The following is a 16,632-nucleotide window of genomic DNA, read 5'->3' as shown; positions in this document are numbered from 1 at the left end:
GCAGGGGTGGTGGAATGGTAGACACGCTGTCTTGAGGGGGCAGTGGGAGTAATCCCGTAAGAGTTCAAGTCTCTTTCTCTGCACCATTTTTTATTTTATTAAAGGGGTGAAAAAATGAGTTTAGAAAATCTGACTTTTAAAGGCGGATTTCACATGGATGATCATAAATCCTATACTCAAAATTGTCCTTTAGATACAAATTTTGAACCTAAAATGGTTTATATTCCATTGCATCAACATATTGGTGCGCCTTGTACACCTACAGTAAAAGTAGGAGATGAGGTAAAAGTGGGCCAAAAAATTGGTGAATCTAAAGCGACTATTTCAGCACCTGTTCACAGTTCAGTTAGTGGAAAGGTTATGAAGATTGAGCAGATGGTATTGTCAAATGGTCAAAAAGGTGAAGTTGTAGTAATCGAATCAGACGGTTTAAACGAATTAGGATACACTGAAACAAATGATGATTTCACACAGTTATCAAAAGAAGTTATCCTAGAAAGAATAAAAGAAGCTGGTATAGTAGGTTTGGGTGGAGCAGGATTCCCTACTCACATTAAGATGAAGAAAAAACCAGATGTAAAAATCGAAGAAGTAATCTTAAATGGGGCAGAATGTGAACCTTATTTAACTAGTGACCAACTTAATATGGAATTATATCCTCAAAAAGCAATCGGTGGATTGAAAATTATCATGAAATTGATGGATTGTGACAAAGGATACATAGGGGTTGAGGATAACAAACAAAAGGCAATCGGAATTTTGAAAAATGCCGCAAAAGATGAAACAAATATTTCGATTTGTGCTGTTAAAACTAAATACCCACAAGGGGACGAAAGAAGACTTATCAATGCAATTACTGGTAAGAAAATTTCTAAAGCTCAAAGATCAAACGAAAGAGGAGTTCAAGGTTTGAATATTTCAAGTGCTATGGCGATTTACGATGCTGTAGTTCACAGTATTCCTTTGACTCACAGAATAGTTACTATGACAGGTTCAGCTATCAAAGAACCTAAGAATATTTACGTTCCTATCGGCACTAAATTCAAAGATTTAGTGGATTATTGTGACGGATTCAAAGAAACTCCATATAAGATTGTCGTTGGTGGACCTATGATGGGCGCTTGCCAATACAACTTGGATGCTCCAACTGTTAAAACAACAGGCGGAATTATTTTTATGAACGAAAAAGATGCAACTCTTGCTTCTCCAGAACCTTGTATTAAATGTGCTAAGTGCGTGGATGTATGTCCTATCGGCTTATTACCATTGTTCTTGCAATTAAAATCATTGAACGGTGATTTTGAAGGAGCAGAAAAAATGCATTTGAATGATTGTATAGAATGTGGTACTTGCAGCTATGTTTGTCCATCAAACAGACCATTAGTTGAAGCAATTGTACACGCAAAGACTCAATTAAAAGCACAACAAAGGAAAAGGGGATAGTCTATGGAAAATAAAGAAATTGTACAAAAAGAATACGACTTATCTCATTTAATCGTAGAAGCTGCTCCTCATCAAAGAAGTGCAGTATCTATTCAAAGAATTATGCTTGATGTTATCATTGCTTTAGTTCCTGCTTTGATAGTGAGTGTTTACGAATTCGGAATGAGAAGTTTAGTTTTGGTATTGGCAGCAGTTGCAGCTTGCGTTTTATCAGAATACTGTTATCAAAAAATAATGAAACAACCTTCTACAATTAGCGATTTATCAGCTGTTGTTACAGGTATATTGTTGGCATTCAACGTGCCAGTTACACTACCAATTCCAATGATTATCATAGGATCGGTATTTTCTATTATAATTGTAAAACAATTATTCGGAGGAATTGGATCAAACTTTATGAACCCTGCATTAGCAGGACGTGCTTTCATAATGGCAAGTTGGGCACAAGCAATGAGTAACTACACTGCTCCATTAACACAAAAAGCAGTGGATGCAGAAACTTATGCGACTGTTTTATCAGGTGGTCAACCAGTTAGCTTTATGGATGCATTTTTAGGAAACTTGGGTGGTACAATCGGTGAAGTTAGTGCGTTGGCATTACTTATCGGTGTGGCTTATCTATTATACAGAAGAGTAATTAATCTTAGAATTCCATTAGTTTACATCGCAACAACATTTGTAACATTACTTATTTGCGGCGTAGGAATTCAAGATGCATGCATGAACATATTTATTGGTGGTTTAATCTTGGGTGCATTCTACATGGCTACAGATTATTCAACTAGTCCAGTTACTCCAAAAGGACAAATTATATTTGCAATTGGTTGTGGTTTCTTTACAGCAATCATAAGACAATTTGGTAACCTTCCAGAAGGTGTATCTTATGCGATAATCTTCATGAACTGTGCTGTACCATTTATCGATCAATATACAGTTCCAACACCAATTGGTAGAGGAGGTAAACAAGGAATATGAGAAGTTCAATAAATTTAGCTATTAGATTGTTCGTAATAACAGCAATAAGTGCGGTAGTACTTGCATTTGCAAACCAAGTTACTGAACCAATAATAGAAGCTAAGAGACTAGAAAATTATCAAAAATCTTTAAAAGTAGCTTTTCCTGAAGCGGAATCTTTTAAACCACTTGATGAAGCAAAAATTAAAGATTTAAAAGCAAAAGACGAAAATTTAGATGACGTACAAGAAGCTATCAAAGGTGGAAAACCTGTAGGTCATGTATACAAAGCAATTGGAGCTGGTGGATATTCAGGAAATGTTGTTTTCGTAGTTGGTGTAGACAATGAGAACAAAATCGTTGGCTATTCAATTCTTGAATCACAAGAAACTCCAGGAATTGGAAGTAGAATTGGAGATCCTGAATTCGTAGATTCAGTTATTGGAAAATCTATGGAAAAAGAATTAGCAGCTGTTAAAAAACCACAAGCTGACAACGAAATTCAAGCTCTAAGTGGTGCGACTTATTCCACTACAGCAGCCAAAAACGCATTGAACGTATCTCAAAAAGCTAATGCGGGATTAAAATAGGAGGGAAATTATGGAAAAAGGTAAAGCGGCTAAAGTTTTCAAAAGCAGCATTCTTAAGAACAACCCAGTTTTAATCCAATTGGTAGGTTTGTGTTCTGTACTTGGTGTATCAACATCAGTAGAAAACGCAATTGGTATGACTGCGGCGTTCACATTCGTTTTGATTTGTTCAAACATAGTAATATCATTACTTAGAAATTTTATTCCGGATAAAGTTAGAATTCCGGCATATATCGTTGTAATTGCAACATTCGTAACATTAGTTTCAATGATGCTTCAAGCATTTGTTCCAGCGTTATACAGTTCGTTAGGAGCATTCGTTCCTCTAATCGTTGTAAACTGTATAATCTTAGCGAGAGCCGAATCTTTTGCATCTAAAAATGGTGTATTCTTATCATTGTTAGATGGTATCTCAAATGGATTGGGATATGGTATTGTAATCGTATTGGTTGCATTCATCAGAGAGTTATTAGGTTCAGGAAAAATCTTAGGAAAACTTGTAATAGGAGATATTCCTCCAATTGGTATTATGTCAGCAGCTCCAGGAGCATTCATAGTACTTGGAATATTGTTAGCTACTTACAATTCTTTCTTATCAAGACAAGAAAGAAAGAAGAACAATATGAGAGGTGAAGACTAATGTTAGCAAATATATTTAAAATAATAGTTCTTTACTTATTAGTAAACAACTACGTATTTGGTCAATTCTTAGGACTTTGCCCATTGATAGGTGTATCTTCAAAAACAGAAACAGCTATTGGTATGGGTATGGCAGTATTCTTTGTAATCACAATAGCATCTGTCGTTACTTACGTTCTACAAATTCAAATACTAGAAAGATTTCACATTGAATACTTACAAACGATAGTGTTCATATTGGTTATTGCGACATTGGTACAATTCGTAGAAATGGCATTAAAGAAAATGAGTCCAAACTTGTACTCCGCACTTGGTGTGTTTTTGCCTCTTATAACTACAAACTGTATAGTATTGGGTGTTGCATTAGCAAACGTAAAAGAAAAATACAACTTAATTGAAACATTAGCAAGTGCTATTGGTGCTTCACTAGGTTTCATTTTAGCGATAACTTTATTAGCTGCAATCAGAGAAAGAATAGCATTGAACAAAAATATTCCTGAAAGTTTTAAAGGTGTACCAATCGCATTTATTACTATTGGATTAATGGCGATGACATTCTTCGGATTCGGCGGATTGGTATAGGAGGTAATAAATGACAATTTTAACTCCATTTATAATCTTAGGAGCACTAGGAATTTTATTTGCATTGCTTTTGGGTTTTGCATCTAAAAAATTCGAAGTTCAAGTTGATAGAAGAGTACTTAAAGTAAGAGAAATGTTACCTGGCGCAAACTGTGGTGCCTGTGGATTTCCAGGTTGCGATGGACTTGCAGATGCCATCGTAAACAAAGGAGCACCTTGTAATTCTTGTCCAGTTGGTGGAAAAGAAACTGCCGACAAACTAGCAGCATTCATGGGAGCTGATGCAGTAGATTCTGCAAAGCAAGTTGCATGTGTAATGTGCCAAGGAACTCCAGAATACGCTACTGAAAAATTCAAATACAAAGGTATTATGGATTGTAGAGTTAACCATAATCTTCAAGGTGGAAGCAAAACTTGTCCAGACGGATGTTTGGGTTGCGGAAGCTGTGTAGATGTGTGTGAGTTCGATGCGATTCACATTGTAAATGGCATTGCATTAGTAGATAAAGAAAAATGTACATCTTGTAAAAAATGTATTGAAATCTGTCCAAGAAATATTATTAAACTTGTTGACTACGATCAAGACGTTTATGTAAGATGTAACAGTCACGATAAAGGTAAAGATGTAAGACAATACTGTAAAGTTGGATGTATTGCTTGTGGAATTTGCGCTAAGATGTGTCCAGATGGATTCAGCGTTGAAGATAACTTAGCTCACTTCAACAATGCAGAAGGATTAGATCCAGAACAAGTTCAAAAAGCAGTAGACAAATGTCCTACAAAAGCTATTTATCCAGGACTTAAAATAAAAGAAGAACAAGCTAAAGCAAAAGCTCAAGAAGCTCCTGCTAAAGAAGCTTAATATTTTACAGACCGTTTTTTACGGTCTGTTTTTTTACGTTTAATTATCAAAAACTTAACAAACAAAGACATCAAAACAGCAAAATTGAAAATAAAAATTAATTAAAAGTTTAAAATAAAAAAGTAATGGGTATAATTTTAAGAAGTCAAATTTTGTTTGGCCAATAAAAATTAAGGAGAGCAATATGGGAGAATATTTAGTTTTCATAGGAATATTAATTATTGTCGTTGGATTCGCACTAAAACTAGATGTTTTGGGAATAGTTCTCTTAGCAGGTCTTGTTACAGGTCTTGCGGGAGGTCTTGGATTAACAGGCACTTTGAAAATTATGGGAGAAGGATTTGTCAATAATAGACTGATGAGTTTGTTCTTGATTTCATTTCCTGTTATCGCGATTATGGAACGATACGGACTTAAGGAAAAGGCTAGAGATTTTATATCGAAATTTAAAATGGCTAGTGCAGGTTCTGTTTTGTGGATATACTTGTTCATTAGATGGATAGCTGCTGCGTTTTCTTTAAGACTTGGTGGACACGTTCAATTTATACGTCCATTGATTTTACCAATGGCAGAAGGTGCTGCAAGAAAGAAAGTTGATTTGACAGAAGTAAGACTTGATGAATTAAAGGGTTTAGCTGCTGCTGTTGAAAACTACGGTAACTTCTACGGACAAAATATATTTCCATTGGCATCTGGTGTACTTTTGATGCAAACTACATTAAAAGATGCTGGATTTCCATTGGAAACTGCAGAAATAGCAAAATGGTCTATATTTGCAGGTGTTAGTATGTTGATTATTGCACTTATACAATGTGCTGTTTTTGAAATGAAACTTAGAAAGGATATAAAAAATGTTTGATTTTTTTGTAGATAATCAGGTTGTTCTTGATGAGATAGCATACATCTTATGTGGAATTATCTGCATAATGACTGGTATCCGTGCAAGATTCAACAAAGAAGCAAAAATAGGTACAATGCTTTTCTGGATATTACTTGGAGTATTGTTTGCTGGTGGAGGATTTTTGGTAAGAAATGTAGAATCTGGAGGAATAATTGTAGGTGTTATACTTTTATTATTGGGTTTATTATCAATCGCAAATCAAATCAAGCCAGCAGAATTTAAAGAACTAACAGAAGAAGAAAGAATGAAAAATGCTGAAAAAGTTGGAGGCAAGATTTTTATTCCAGCTTTAGTAATGGGAATTAGTGCGATGCTTTTATCGCAATTGAAATCTTTTAAGATTCCTTTGAAAAACACTGATGGTATATTCTCATTGTCAGCTGCACAAGTTCTTACTATTTCATCATTATTGGCTTTGATTATTGCGATTATAATCGCAAAACCAAAAGCAAAAGAAACTGCAGAAGACACTACAAAAATGTTGATGCAAGTTGGATCTTCATCATTACTACCACAATTATTAGGTGGTTTGGGAGTTATATTTGCATCTGCTGGGGTAGGTAAGCTAATAGGTAGCTTGGCTGCTGGAATTGTAGGCGATGCGGGAGTATTTGCGGCTGCTGTTGCATATATTGTTGGAATGGTTGTATTTACGATGATAATGGGTAATGCATTCGCTGCATTTACTGTTATTACTCTAGGAATTGGTGTTCCATTATTGATGGCAAAAGGAGCAAATCCTGCTGTTGTAGCATCACTTGGTATGACTGCTGGATACTGCGGTACTTTGATTACACCAATGGCAGCAAACTTTAACATAGTTCCAGCTGCAATCTTAGAGATGAAAGATAAAAATGGAGTTATTAAAGCACAACTTCCCGTTGCTTTAGCTCTAGTAGTTGTTCATGTTGTATTATTAATGATATTAGCATTTTAGGAGGTAAATTTATGAAAATTTTAGTTTCTGGATTTGATCCATTTGGCGGAGAAAAAATTAACCCTGCAATTGAATCAGTTAAGCTATTACCTGATTCAATTAAAGGAAATGAAATAATCAAAATAGAAATTCCTACAGTTATTGGGAAAAGTGTAGATAAATTAAAAGAAAAGATAAAAGAAGTTAAACCAGATGTTGTAATATCAGTAGGACAAGCGGGTGGACGTGAAGACATCACTGTAGAGAGAGTTGCAATCAATGTTGATGATTGTAGAATTAAAGATAACGAAGGAAACCAACCAATCGACGAAAAAATCGCCGAAGATGGCCCTGATGCATATTTGTTGACTCTACCAATCAAAGCGATGGTTGAAAATATTAAATCGGCAAACATTCCAGCATCTGTGTCAAACACTGCAGGAACATTCATCTGTAATCATGTTGCATATGGAATGGCTCATGTAAGAGCTACTGAATATCCTAATATGAGAACTGGATTTATTCACATTCCATTCTTACCAGAACAAGTTTTAGATAAACCACACACTGCTTCAATGAACTTGGATACAATTGCAAAAGCATTGGAAAAAGCAATTGAAGCTGTAATAGACAATGATGAAGACATCAAAGTTACAGGTGGAAAAACTCATTAAAATAAAATATGATTTAAAATCATAAAAATTTTGATTTAAGAACTTCGGAACATTTAAAGTTTCGAGGTTCTTTTTTTATTTGCAAATGAATTTTCATTTTTGTTTAATCTTGAAAAGATACACGATAAAATGATAAACTATAAGGTAGTTTAAAGGAGAATTTAATGACTAAATACGATAAAATTTTGATTGGATTTTTGTTGTGTTTTTCAGCTGTATTGTTTGTGATTTTGAATATTAATAACGTAAATTCACAAGACAAATACGTTTCAATTCAAGTGAACGGAAAAGAAATCAAACAAATTACACTTCCAATCGATCATTATGATTATAAAATCGATAATAAATACGGTCACAACATTGTTCATATTAATGGATACAGTGTTGCAATTACTGAATCCGATTGTCCGGACAAGTTGTGTATGCTAAAAGGAAAGATAGATAAACCAGGGGATGTTATTGTTTGTTTGCCGAACAAATTAGTTGTAGAAATTAAGGCTAACAAGCAAAACAAAGATGATATTGATGTGGTGAATTATTGATGAAAAGATTACATATTCCTATTTTAACGGCAGTTGCATTGGTTGTAAGCTTGATTGAGTCAATGATTCCACTTCCAATCGTAATGCCTGGAGCAAAACTTGGGCTCAGCAACATTGTAATACTAACATGCTTAATTGTTTTTGGTTTTAGAGATTCTCTTGTAATAGGAATCTTAAAATCATTTTTACTAATGCTAATCACCGGGGCCGTTATAAGCTTTTTTTATTCGTTGGCAGGAGCTGTAAGCTCCCTTGTTGTGATGTATTTGGTCAACAAATATTTGAGAAAATATTTTTCGTTGATTGGAGTTAGCTTGTTCGGAGCTTTCACTCATAACTTATCGCAAGTGCTGGTGTGTGCAATTATGCTGAACAATCTAAGAATTTTTGTTTATTTGCCAGTTTTGGTGTTTTTGAGTATATTTACAGGTGTTTTTGTGGGACTTACTTCGAATTACCTTACAAATGCACTTTCTAAGCAAAAAAATTATTTGTTTAATAATAGGAGATAACAATGAGAGTTAAGGAAATGAATGAGTCCCTAAGACCTAGAGAAAAAATGAAAATCAATGGTATTTCTTCAATGAGTGACGAAGAATTAATGCAAATCATATTGAAGACTGGAATCAAAGAAGAGGGAGTAGAAATTCTCTCCAAAAGAGTCATTGATTACATTAACGAAAATGATTACAAGGATTTATGCGTTGAGGAATTAATGAAAATAAAGGGAATTGGGATGGCAAAGGCTACATCAATCTTGGCTGGAATTGAAATAGGAAGAAGACTTGCTTTGAGAAAAGCGATGGATAGTTTCAGTCTTAATGATCCAGATAGCGTTGCAGAGATTTTTTGTAATGAGATTGGAAGTTGCGATGTGGAAAACTTCTATGCACTACTTCTCGATACTAAAAATAGAATTATTTCCAAAGAACTTATTAGCAAAGGCACTATCAATCAATCTATCGTTCATCCTAGAGAAGTTTTTAAATCTGCTATTAAGAAGGGAGCGAATTCGATTATTTTAGTACATAATCATCCTTCAGGTTCTCTTATTCCATCAAATGCGGATATTGAAGTTACAAAAAGATTGGATAAAGTGGGAGATTTGGTAGGAATACAAGTGTTAGATCATATTATTGTTAGCTCAAATGATAGTCTGAGTATGAGGAAAGGAATGTATTTTTAAATGAAATTATTTAAATTTCAACAAGAAGGTTTGGGAATTGATTTGGGAACTTCTAATTCCATTATTTCCGATGAAAACGGAAAAATAATAATTAACGAACCTAGCGTTGTAGCTATAGATATAAATAATTACGATATTGTCGCAGTGGGAACTGAAGCGAAAAGTATGATTGGAAAAACCCCTGACAATATCGTGGCGATAAGTCCAATTGAAAACGGCGTTATAGCTGATTTTGAATCGACTGTTAGTATGCTTTCGTATTTTATAAAAAAAGCGAGACCAAATTTTTCGGTTTTCCAACCAGAAGTGTGTGTATCAGTGTCTGCATCTTTGACGGATGTTGAGAGAAGAAGCGTGGAAGATTTGGCGCTAAATTCTGGAGCGAGAAGTGTAAAATTGGTTGAAGAAAACATCGCTTCTCTTAAAGGATTGGGTGTCGATGTAGATGACCCAACGGGACACATTATTTTAAACATAGGCGCAGGTACAATCGAAGCTTCTGTGATTAGTTTGGGTGGAATTGTGACAAGCTACTGCATCAAAAGCGGTGGAGAAGATATTGACCAAGAAATAAAACAAATTTTGAAGAAAAAATTTGGAGTTAACATCGGTATTTCAACAGCAGAAGCGATTAAGTATAAGATTGCGACATTGAATTCTGACAGGGAAAACAACACGATGATTGTCGGGGGAACTGATGTGATATCCACGATGCCAAAATCTGTTGAGATTAGGGCGAAGGATATTACACCAGCAATTGTGCCGATAGCAGATATGTGCATCGAAGCGTTGAGAAAAGTTTTGGAGAAAACTCCACCGGATATCGCAAACGACATTATCGCTGAAGGAATCTACATTGTAGGTGGAGTGAGTCTTATCGACTACATTCATGAATACATCACAAATGTTTTGGGAATTAAAGTGTTGAAAGTGGATAGCCCGATGGATTGCACGGGAATTGGTATTGGCAAATTCTTAAAGAAGGGAGACAAATAATTGGCTAAGTTTGGATATAATAATAAGCTTAGAAAAAGAGTGTTCTTCTTTGCGGTGACTTTGTTTCTCATATTGACTATTACAATATCAAACAATAATAAAACCTACATGTCTATTGGGGAAAACGCGATAGGAACAGTGATTACTCCTGTTAACAAAGTGTTTTATGTGATAGGCTCCAAATTTAAGGAATCAGTTCATTATGTTTTTGGAACTAAAAAAATGCGTGAAGATAATCAAAGATTAACGGTAGAAAACGCAAAACTACGAAAAAACGTAGATAATTTGAACAAAGTTATAAGTGACAAGAGATATTTGCAAGAAGAATACGAACTTTTGAGTAAGGATAGGGCTATAAAAACAAAAGCTTTTATAACTGGAAAAGATCCGGGGAATATTTTTACTAGATTTAGTATAGATAAAGGTTCAATGGATAAAATCAAAAAAGGTGACATCGTGATTGAAGCTGTGTCTTCAAATGATGGAATCGAAAAAGGTTTGGTTGGAGTTGTAACAGAAGTTGGACTTAACCATAGCAAAGTGGACACTATTATGAATAGCGGAAACAACGTTGGATTTAGACTTGCAAAAAGCGAAGACGTTGGGATTTTGAATGAAAAAGAAAAAGATATTTTAAAAGGATATATGTACGATTCTAATGCAGATGTAAAAGTTGGAGATATTCTGACAACTTCTGGACTTGGAGGAGTGTATCCGAGAGATATCAAAATCGGAGAAGTAACAGAAGTTATCAAGACAAAGGATAATTTCACCAAAATTATCAAATGCAAATCCCAAATCAACTTCAACAATATGTACCGCGTTCTTATAGTTGATGGACAAGGAGTGAATTAGATGAACAAATTAAAAATATTTTTGATAGTTTTGTTGGACATCATAATCCAAGCGACACTTCTTTCCAGAATTTCAGTATTCAACGTGTACACGAATATTTCCATACCGATAGTAGTGTTATTGTCTATTGGATTTGGTGCGTATACAGGCTCGTTAAACGGTATGATAATTGGGTTAATTGAGGATGCGATATTCAGTCCAGTTATTGGGGTAAGAGCGTTGATTTATTTTACATCAGGATTTTTGATTGGAAATAGCGAAGCAGGAATTAACAAAGAAGATCCAAGAAGTGGTATGATACTTACGTTTTTTGTGACTTTGTACTACACTCTCGTTCATTATTTTGTACTCTATATTACTGGAAATGGATTCAATAAAGCTTATTTAAAAGGACCGATTTTAATCGAAATGATTTTAAATGTTCTATTGTATTATGTTTTGTTTAAATTGTTCAAAAAGATATTTAAATTTCCAAAATTTAAGTTTATTTGAGGTACAAAATGAAGAAATTTGACAATAAATTTTTAAAAAAACTTGAAAAATACGATAGATTTACGATAATTATTGTGATATTGGCAATAATGATGACCGTACTTACTTTGAAATTAATGCATTTGACATTAATTAAAGGAAACTACTACAGGGATATTGCCAAGAATAATAGACTTCGTGAAGTCAAAATCCCTGCTCCTAGGGGAAATATTTACGATAGAAACGGAGAATTGTTAGCGACGACGAAAAATGTTTATGTTGCTAATTTGTACAAAGATCAAATCAAACAAATGAAGCTTGACGATAGTAATGACGCATTGTTGAATTTATCGAGAATTTTGGAAAAAGATGGTTCGATGAATACCGAAGATTTTCCAATCGCACTTAACGCTTTTACTTACAGAAATACGGACGATTATTTGAAAGAAGATAAATCACCGCTTGATAAAGTGGCATCAATTGTCATGGATAAAAACATAATGGCAAATCTGATCGACAAGACTTACACACAAGAAACTAATCAAGGAATTTATAAGAAAACAGTCTTGGATTATTGCTTGAATGCACTTCGTTCAAAAGGTTTGACTTTGAAATTGGATCGTAAAGATAATACAAAGTTCGATACAAATGACAAAGAAACTGTGAAGTTACTAAAAAAACACGGATTAAAGGAAACTTCAGATGTTAATTCTGCGATTGCTACGATAATTCAAAAAGATAAATCAATTATCAGAAAACTTTTGAACGACAGCGTCATTAGGTCGATGGTTTACAAGGAATTGGAAAAGGAAAATCTTCAAGATAATATCGTTCTGAAAGATATGGAACTAAAAGACAACCAAAAACTTTTGGAGAAAAAAGTTGAAATGATGAAGTTGTCCAACAAAATTGATTTTAAAACAGAAGCTGCTGACGATTTTGTAAATATTGTAAAAGACAATACTATAGTTGAGCTTTTGAAAAAAGTTGATGTAGAAGATGACAAGAAAACTGTCGTGTTGGAAAAAGCCCTAAACTTACTCAAGAAAAACGGAATACAAACAAACGTAGAGTTTAGCTTGGATGAAAAAGACAAGCAAAATCCAAAAGTTAAGGCTAAGTTTGTCACAGAAAGTAAAAAGTCTACAGATCCATACAAACACGTTGCAGATTTATTGAATTCGAATAATTTATCGTTCAAATTCATAACAGATGACGAAATCAAACTTATTGCTCAATCGGTAAACACTGAAAACAATATCAATCCTTCGATTAGTGTTAATGATTGGAAGTACATTTACGAAAAAAATATGGAAGATTTCTACAAGAGTTACGACAAGGAAATAAATTCTGATGTTAAGCTTTTGTATGAAGAAATTTTGAAGAAAAATAAATGCGAAAAATATTCAAAATACGATGCCTACAACATCGTAAGTATTTACAATCAATTAAAAAATAAAGGACAAAAAGGTTATGAGCCAATCGCTCTAAGCTACAATTTAACGGAAGAATCCGTGAGTAGCATCGAGGAAAGATTTGGAAAAAACCAAGGAATAGAGGTAGCGACAAGGTCAGTTAGATATTATCCTAATGGTGAAGAACTAAGTCACGTGTTGGGATATATCGGAAAGATTTCTACTGAGAAAGAAATTGAAGAATACGTAAAACAAAAAGGCTACAGCAAGGATGCTTTGATTGGTAAAACTGGAATTGAAGAAAGCAAAGAAGATGCATTAAAAGGACAAGACGGATCATTGAGAGTTATGGTCGACAGCAAAGGAAATAGAACTGAAACTTTGTCTGAGAAAAAAGCAATTCCTGGCGACAATGTGTATTTGAGTATTGACACTAATGTTCAAAGAGTTGCCGAAGAATCTTTGAAAAAATCTATAAAAGCCGTAAGCTCTGGAGGAACTTATGTATCCGAATGGGGCGACAAAACTTTAGCTGGATATAAAAATGCAAAAAGTGGTGCAGCAGTTGCAGTAGATGTTGAAACTGGAGAAATACTTGCAATGGCTTCATTCCCATCTTATAATCCAAATTTGTTTTCAACGGGGATTTCACAAACTGATTGGGAAAGTTTACAAGCAGAAGATCCGAAAGATCCAATATCCCCAAGACCTTTGTATAACATTCCAATGCAAGCTGCTATGCAACCAGGTTCTATTTTCAAACTTAATACTTCTCTTGCAGCATTAGAAGGTGGATTTGACCCTTATCACGAAATAAAATGTGGAGGATACGTCGATGTTGGAGGCTCTATATTCGGTTGCTGGATATGGAATGAACATAAAGGAACTCACGGCAGCGACAATGTGATGAAAGCACTAAGAGACAGTTGTAACTACTATTATTATTCTCTAGCACTTGGAAAAGATCAAAGACGTTCCAGAGATTTGGGATATCAATTGAGTGTTGATGAATTAGTATCTACTGCAAGAAAACTTGGCCTAGGTAGTAAAACTGGAATAGATATCAATATTCCAGCAGAAAGTACAGGAACGGTTCCAGACCCACAAATAAAAGAAAATAATTTCAAAGCGATATTCAGAAGATTTTTGGAAAAGAATGCAGAAAAATACGTCAAAGAGGGAGAAGTATTTACTGCAAAGGAAATGAAATCCAAAATCGACAAAATAATGTTACTTGCAGATGATAAAAATCTTCAAACTAGAAACAATATTATAAATACATTGGATAGTTTGGGATTTGATGCAGAAAAGAAAATAGACGGAGAGAGAAATTCGTTCGCCGATAAAATCAAATACGATTATTTGAGTCAATCAAAGTGGAATATCGGTGATATGTTGAACGTAGTTATCGGTCAAGGACAGAACGCATACACGCCACTTCAAATGGCAAGATATATGTCTGCATTTGCAAATAATGGATACTTGAACAAATTATCACTTGTAAATGAAGTAAAATCCAATGACAATTCCACATCGCTATTTAAAAATGAAAAGAAAAGCGAAAAAATCAAATTGAAAAATTACGAAAATTTGGAATATATCAGAAAAGGACTTCACTTGGCTACGACTGAAGGCTACGAAAAAAATACCTTTAAAAACTTCCCAGTTTCTGCGGGAGTTAAGACAGGAACAGCCCAAGTTGGGGTTAATCCAGTAACTGGAGAGACATATGACAATCATGCATGGATGATTGGATTTGCTCCAGTTGAAAATCCTAAAGTTGCAGTGGTAACAGTTATTATGCAAGGTGGAACGAGCACGAATAATGGACCAATGACAAGAGATATAATGGCAGAAGCGTTGAAATTAAAAAAAGAAAAAGACGAAAAACAAGAAAATACTGAGAGTGAGAATGATATGTATGAAAACAGTACTCGTTAATTCACAATTACAAAAAAAGGCTTTGTTGATACAAAGCCTTTGTAATTTATTAGACGGAAAAATTTTAATAGTAAATTCAGAAAAATCAAGAGAAATAGAATACGCATTAGGAGTGGAGGATTACTGCGTTTATGACACATTGGATGTGTTGAGTAATGTGGTTGATTACAAGAAATCCATGGTCAAAATCACAGAAGATAGATATGTTATACCTTCAACCATAAAACCCGACAAATATTCTGCTACAATTGATGATTACCAAAATTTATTGGATAAATTAAATGAGTTTGACATTGTAATATTCACTGAAGATATTGGAATAGAATTTGATGAAGAAATAATGTGGGGAAATGAAGAAAAATCTCACGCAAAAAAATCGTATCAAATTACGGATTCATCATCTAAAAGTAAATCTGATTACAAATACATTGGAAAATTAGAATTCACAAAAGAATACGAGAAGAAAATCAATTCCTATTCTGAAAATGTCGATGAAAAACTAACTGAAATTATCCAAAATTACAAACAAGACAAAGAAGCGAAAATCGGATTTTTCGATAGGATTTTCAAAAGATGAAATATCTATTCATAGACAAAAACACTTGGGGATATTATGATGATGAGCTTAAATTATTGGGAGATTACGACAGTGAACTTGGTAACATCTACGTAGCCAAAATCACAAAATACGATAAAAAACTCGACGCGTTTTTTATAGAATACGACAAAAAGAAAACAGGATTTCTGAATAATACAAAGTTCACCAAAAATTTGAAACCATCTGATGAAATAATAGTTCAGATGACAAAAGAATCAATAGGTGACAAATACCCCAAATTCACAACGAAAATTACGATTGAAACAGAAAATTTGAAATACACAAACGGCGACAAATTAACATTTGAAGGAAAACAAAAATACAAAGATATCGATAAATTCAAGCAAAAATACACATTCACAGGAATTGTGGGCGAGGATTTCTTCAAACAAGAAAAGTCACAACAAGAAAAGGAAATGAATTTCATTGTAAACAAATTACGTTACATTGAAACAGAGAAGAAATTCCTTCCGATTCCAAAACTTTTGTACAAGAAAAATCCAGTGGATAAAATAATTCAAGAAGAAGATGTGGATTATTTGATAACTAATGACAGAATAGTTTACAGACAGTACAAGGGGATTTTAAATGTAAAATTTGATGAAAATTACGATTATACCTATGATAATTTGATAAGTCGTGATATAATAGATAAAAATTCAGAAATAATAAAACTGAACAATAACGCAGAAATTGTCATTCAGAAAACCGAGGCGATGTGGGTTGTGGATGTGAATTCTTCTCAAATGATAATGAGTGAGGATTATTTTCACGAACTAAACACAAAAGCTTTGAAGAAAATTCATCAGATGATTTATTTGAAGAAAATGGTGGGCATGGTTATTGTGGATTGTGTCAGAGAAAGTGACAACAAAAAGTTATCAGATTTTATTGAAAATGAATTTTGTGAACCGAATATAAATTTTCATGGATTTAGCAATTTAAATCTATTAGAATTCACAGTAAAACTTGACAAATAAATGAAATTACTGTACAATTATTTGGTGTGTAACCGCTCGAATCGGGTTTTCAAACTTAAAAAGTACCTAGATTTGGCGAGTCTTAAA

Annotated in this window: 18 protein-coding genes, 1 tRNA gene and 1 other annotated feature (1 of these 20 cut by a window edge); all 19 genes read left to right on the top strand. The window is 33.8% G+C overall.

What is annotated here, in order from left to right:
- Positions 1–86 (top strand) — tRNA-Leu (locus GKF99_RS06725).
- A 28-nt stretch (positions 87–114) separates the two neighbouring features.
- Entirely contained in the window at positions 115–1,443 is a 1,329-nt protein-coding gene (rsxC, locus tag GKF99_RS06720; protein ID WP_094205306.1) for an electron transport complex subunit RsxC, read from the top strand.
- 3 nt (positions 1,444–1,446) lie between these two features.
- Positions 1,447–2,418 carry an RnfABCDGE type electron transport complex subunit D gene (locus GKF99_RS06715; protein ID WP_094206812.1) on the top strand — a complete coding sequence of 324 codons (972 nt, stop codon included), beginning with the start codon at positions 1,447–1,449 and terminating at the stop codon, positions 2,416–2,418.
- Positions 2,415–2,987, top strand: coding sequence for an FMN-binding protein (locus GKF99_RS06710; RefSeq protein ID WP_154272957.1), 573 nt, complete (start codon positions 2,415–2,417; stop codon positions 2,985–2,987). The genes GKF99_RS06715 and GKF99_RS06710 overlap by 4 nt, the downstream gene beginning before the upstream one ends.
- Before the next feature lie 10 nt (positions 2,988–2,997).
- On the top strand, positions 2,998–3,627 hold the full coding sequence (locus tag GKF99_RS06705; protein WP_154272956.1) for an electron transport complex subunit E: 630 nt from the start codon (positions 2,998–3,000) through the stop codon (positions 3,625–3,627).
- On the top strand, positions 3,627–4,208 hold the full coding sequence (locus GKF99_RS06700; protein ID WP_094205310.1) for an RnfABCDGE type electron transport complex subunit A: 582 nt from the start codon (positions 3,627–3,629) through the stop codon (positions 4,206–4,208). The genes GKF99_RS06705 and GKF99_RS06700 overlap by 1 nt, the downstream gene beginning before the upstream one ends.
- 10 nt (positions 4,209–4,218) lie before the next feature.
- A complete protein-coding gene (locus GKF99_RS06695; protein ID WP_094208305.1) occupies positions 4,219–5,070 on the top strand; it encodes an RnfABCDGE type electron transport complex subunit B in 852 nt (283 codons plus the stop codon).
- Between the two features lie 184 nt (positions 5,071–5,254).
- Positions 5,255–5,929, top strand: coding sequence for a DUF969 domain-containing protein (locus tag GKF99_RS06690; protein WP_002835543.1), 675 nt, complete (start codon positions 5,255–5,257; stop codon positions 5,927–5,929).
- A complete protein-coding gene (locus GKF99_RS06685; protein WP_154272955.1) occupies positions 5,922–6,908 on the top strand; it encodes a DUF979 family protein in 987 nt (328 codons plus the stop codon). Before GKF99_RS06690 ends, GKF99_RS06685 begins: the two co-directional genes overlap by 8 nt.
- Before the next feature lie 11 nt (positions 6,909–6,919).
- Positions 6,920–7,561, top strand: a complete 642-nt coding sequence (gene pcp, locus GKF99_RS06680; RefSeq protein ID WP_094206821.1) for a pyroglutamyl-peptidase I — start codon at positions 6,920–6,922, stop codon at positions 7,559–7,561.
- Between the two features lie 164 nt (positions 7,562–7,725).
- Positions 7,726–8,103, top strand: a complete 378-nt coding sequence (locus GKF99_RS06675) for a NusG domain II-containing protein (RefSeq protein ID WP_094206822.1) — start codon at positions 7,726–7,728, stop codon at positions 8,101–8,103.
- On the top strand, positions 8,103–8,615 hold the full coding sequence (locus GKF99_RS06670) for a Gx transporter family protein (protein WP_154272954.1): 513 nt from the start codon (positions 8,103–8,105) through the stop codon (positions 8,613–8,615). Before GKF99_RS06675 ends, GKF99_RS06670 begins: the two co-directional genes overlap by 1 nt.
- 2 nt (positions 8,616–8,617) lie before the next feature.
- Positions 8,618–9,289, top strand: a complete 672-nt coding sequence (gene radC / locus GKF99_RS06665; protein ID WP_002838846.1) for a DNA repair protein RadC — start codon at positions 8,618–8,620, stop codon at positions 9,287–9,289.
- Entirely contained in the window at positions 9,290–10,285 is a 996-nt protein-coding gene (locus GKF99_RS06660; RefSeq protein WP_154272953.1) for a rod shape-determining protein, read from the top strand.
- A complete protein-coding gene (gene mreC, locus GKF99_RS06655; RefSeq protein ID WP_154272952.1) occupies positions 10,286–11,140 on the top strand; it encodes a rod shape-determining protein MreC in 855 nt (284 codons plus the stop codon).
- Entirely contained in the window at positions 11,141–11,632 is a 492-nt protein-coding gene (gene mreD, locus GKF99_RS06650; RefSeq protein ID WP_002838856.1) for a rod shape-determining protein MreD, read from the top strand.
- An 8-nt stretch (positions 11,633–11,640) separates the two neighbouring features.
- Positions 11,641–14,967, top strand: coding sequence for a penicillin-binding transpeptidase domain-containing protein (locus GKF99_RS06645; RefSeq protein WP_154272951.1), 3,327 nt, complete (start codon positions 11,641–11,643; stop codon positions 14,965–14,967).
- Positions 14,948–15,544, top strand: a complete 597-nt coding sequence (locus GKF99_RS06640; protein WP_154272950.1) for a cell division inhibitor — start codon at positions 14,948–14,950, stop codon at positions 15,542–15,544. Before GKF99_RS06645 ends, GKF99_RS06640 begins: the two co-directional genes overlap by 20 nt.
- The gene (locus tag GKF99_RS06635; RefSeq protein WP_154272949.1) at positions 15,541–16,545 is read left to right on the top strand and encodes a ribonuclease E/G; all 1,005 of its coding nucleotides are present in this window, start codon (positions 15,541–15,543) and stop codon (positions 16,543–16,545) included. The genes GKF99_RS06640 and GKF99_RS06635 overlap by 4 nt, the downstream gene beginning before the upstream one ends.
- A 20-nt stretch (positions 16,546–16,565) precedes the next feature.
- Positions 16,566–16,632: a sequence feature (ribosomal protein L21 leader region), on the top strand; it runs 6 nt beyond the window's last position.

Source organism: Finegoldia sp. BIOML-A2, assembly GCF_009678315.1.
Lineage (GTDB): Bacteria > Bacillota > Clostridia > Tissierellales > Peptoniphilaceae > Finegoldia > Finegoldia magna.
This window is presented reverse-complemented; position numbering and strand designations above follow the sequence as displayed.

Bases quoted from the DNA above. Each gene is read 5' to 3' on its own strand.
- rsxC (WP_094205306.1), top strand. From the start codon at position 115: ATGAGTTTAGAAAATCTGACTTTTAAAGGCGGATTTCACATGGATGAT.
- GKF99_RS06715 (WP_094206812.1), top strand. From the start codon at position 1,447: ATGGAAAATAAAGAAATTGTACAAAAAGAATACGACTTATCTCATTTA.
- GKF99_RS06710 (WP_154272957.1), top strand. From the start codon at position 2,415: ATGAGAAGTTCAATAAATTTAGCTATTAGATTGTTCGTAATAACAGCA.
- GKF99_RS06705 (WP_154272956.1), top strand. From the start codon at position 2,998: ATGGAAAAAGGTAAAGCGGCTAAAGTTTTCAAAAGCAGCATTCTTAAG.
- GKF99_RS06700 (WP_094205310.1), top strand. From the start codon at position 3,627: ATGTTAGCAAATATATTTAAAATAATAGTTCTTTACTTATTAGTAAAC.
- GKF99_RS06695 (WP_094208305.1), top strand. From the start codon at position 4,219: ATGACAATTTTAACTCCATTTATAATCTTAGGAGCACTAGGAATTTTA.
- GKF99_RS06690 (WP_002835543.1), top strand. From the start codon at position 5,255: ATGGGAGAATATTTAGTTTTCATAGGAATATTAATTATTGTCGTTGGA.
- GKF99_RS06685 (WP_154272955.1), top strand. From the start codon at position 5,922: ATGTTTGATTTTTTTGTAGATAATCAGGTTGTTCTTGATGAGATAGCA.
- pcp (WP_094206821.1), top strand. From the start codon at position 6,920: ATGAAAATTTTAGTTTCTGGATTTGATCCATTTGGCGGAGAAAAAATT.
- GKF99_RS06675 (WP_094206822.1), top strand. From the start codon at position 7,726: ATGACTAAATACGATAAAATTTTGATTGGATTTTTGTTGTGTTTTTCA.
- GKF99_RS06670 (WP_154272954.1), top strand. From the start codon at position 8,103: ATGAAAAGATTACATATTCCTATTTTAACGGCAGTTGCATTGGTTGTA.
- radC (WP_002838846.1), top strand. From the start codon at position 8,618: ATGAGAGTTAAGGAAATGAATGAGTCCCTAAGACCTAGAGAAAAAATG.
- GKF99_RS06660 (WP_154272953.1), top strand. From the start codon at position 9,290: ATGAAATTATTTAAATTTCAACAAGAAGGTTTGGGAATTGATTTGGGA.
- mreD (WP_002838856.1), top strand. From the start codon at position 11,141: ATGAACAAATTAAAAATATTTTTGATAGTTTTGTTGGACATCATAATC.
- GKF99_RS06645 (WP_154272951.1), top strand. From the start codon at position 11,641: ATGAAGAAATTTGACAATAAATTTTTAAAAAAACTTGAAAAATACGAT.
- GKF99_RS06640 (WP_154272950.1), top strand. From the start codon at position 14,948: ATGAAAACAGTACTCGTTAATTCACAATTACAAAAAAAGGCTTTGTTG.
- GKF99_RS06635 (WP_154272949.1), top strand. From the start codon at position 15,541: ATGAAATATCTATTCATAGACAAAAACACTTGGGGATATTATGATGAT.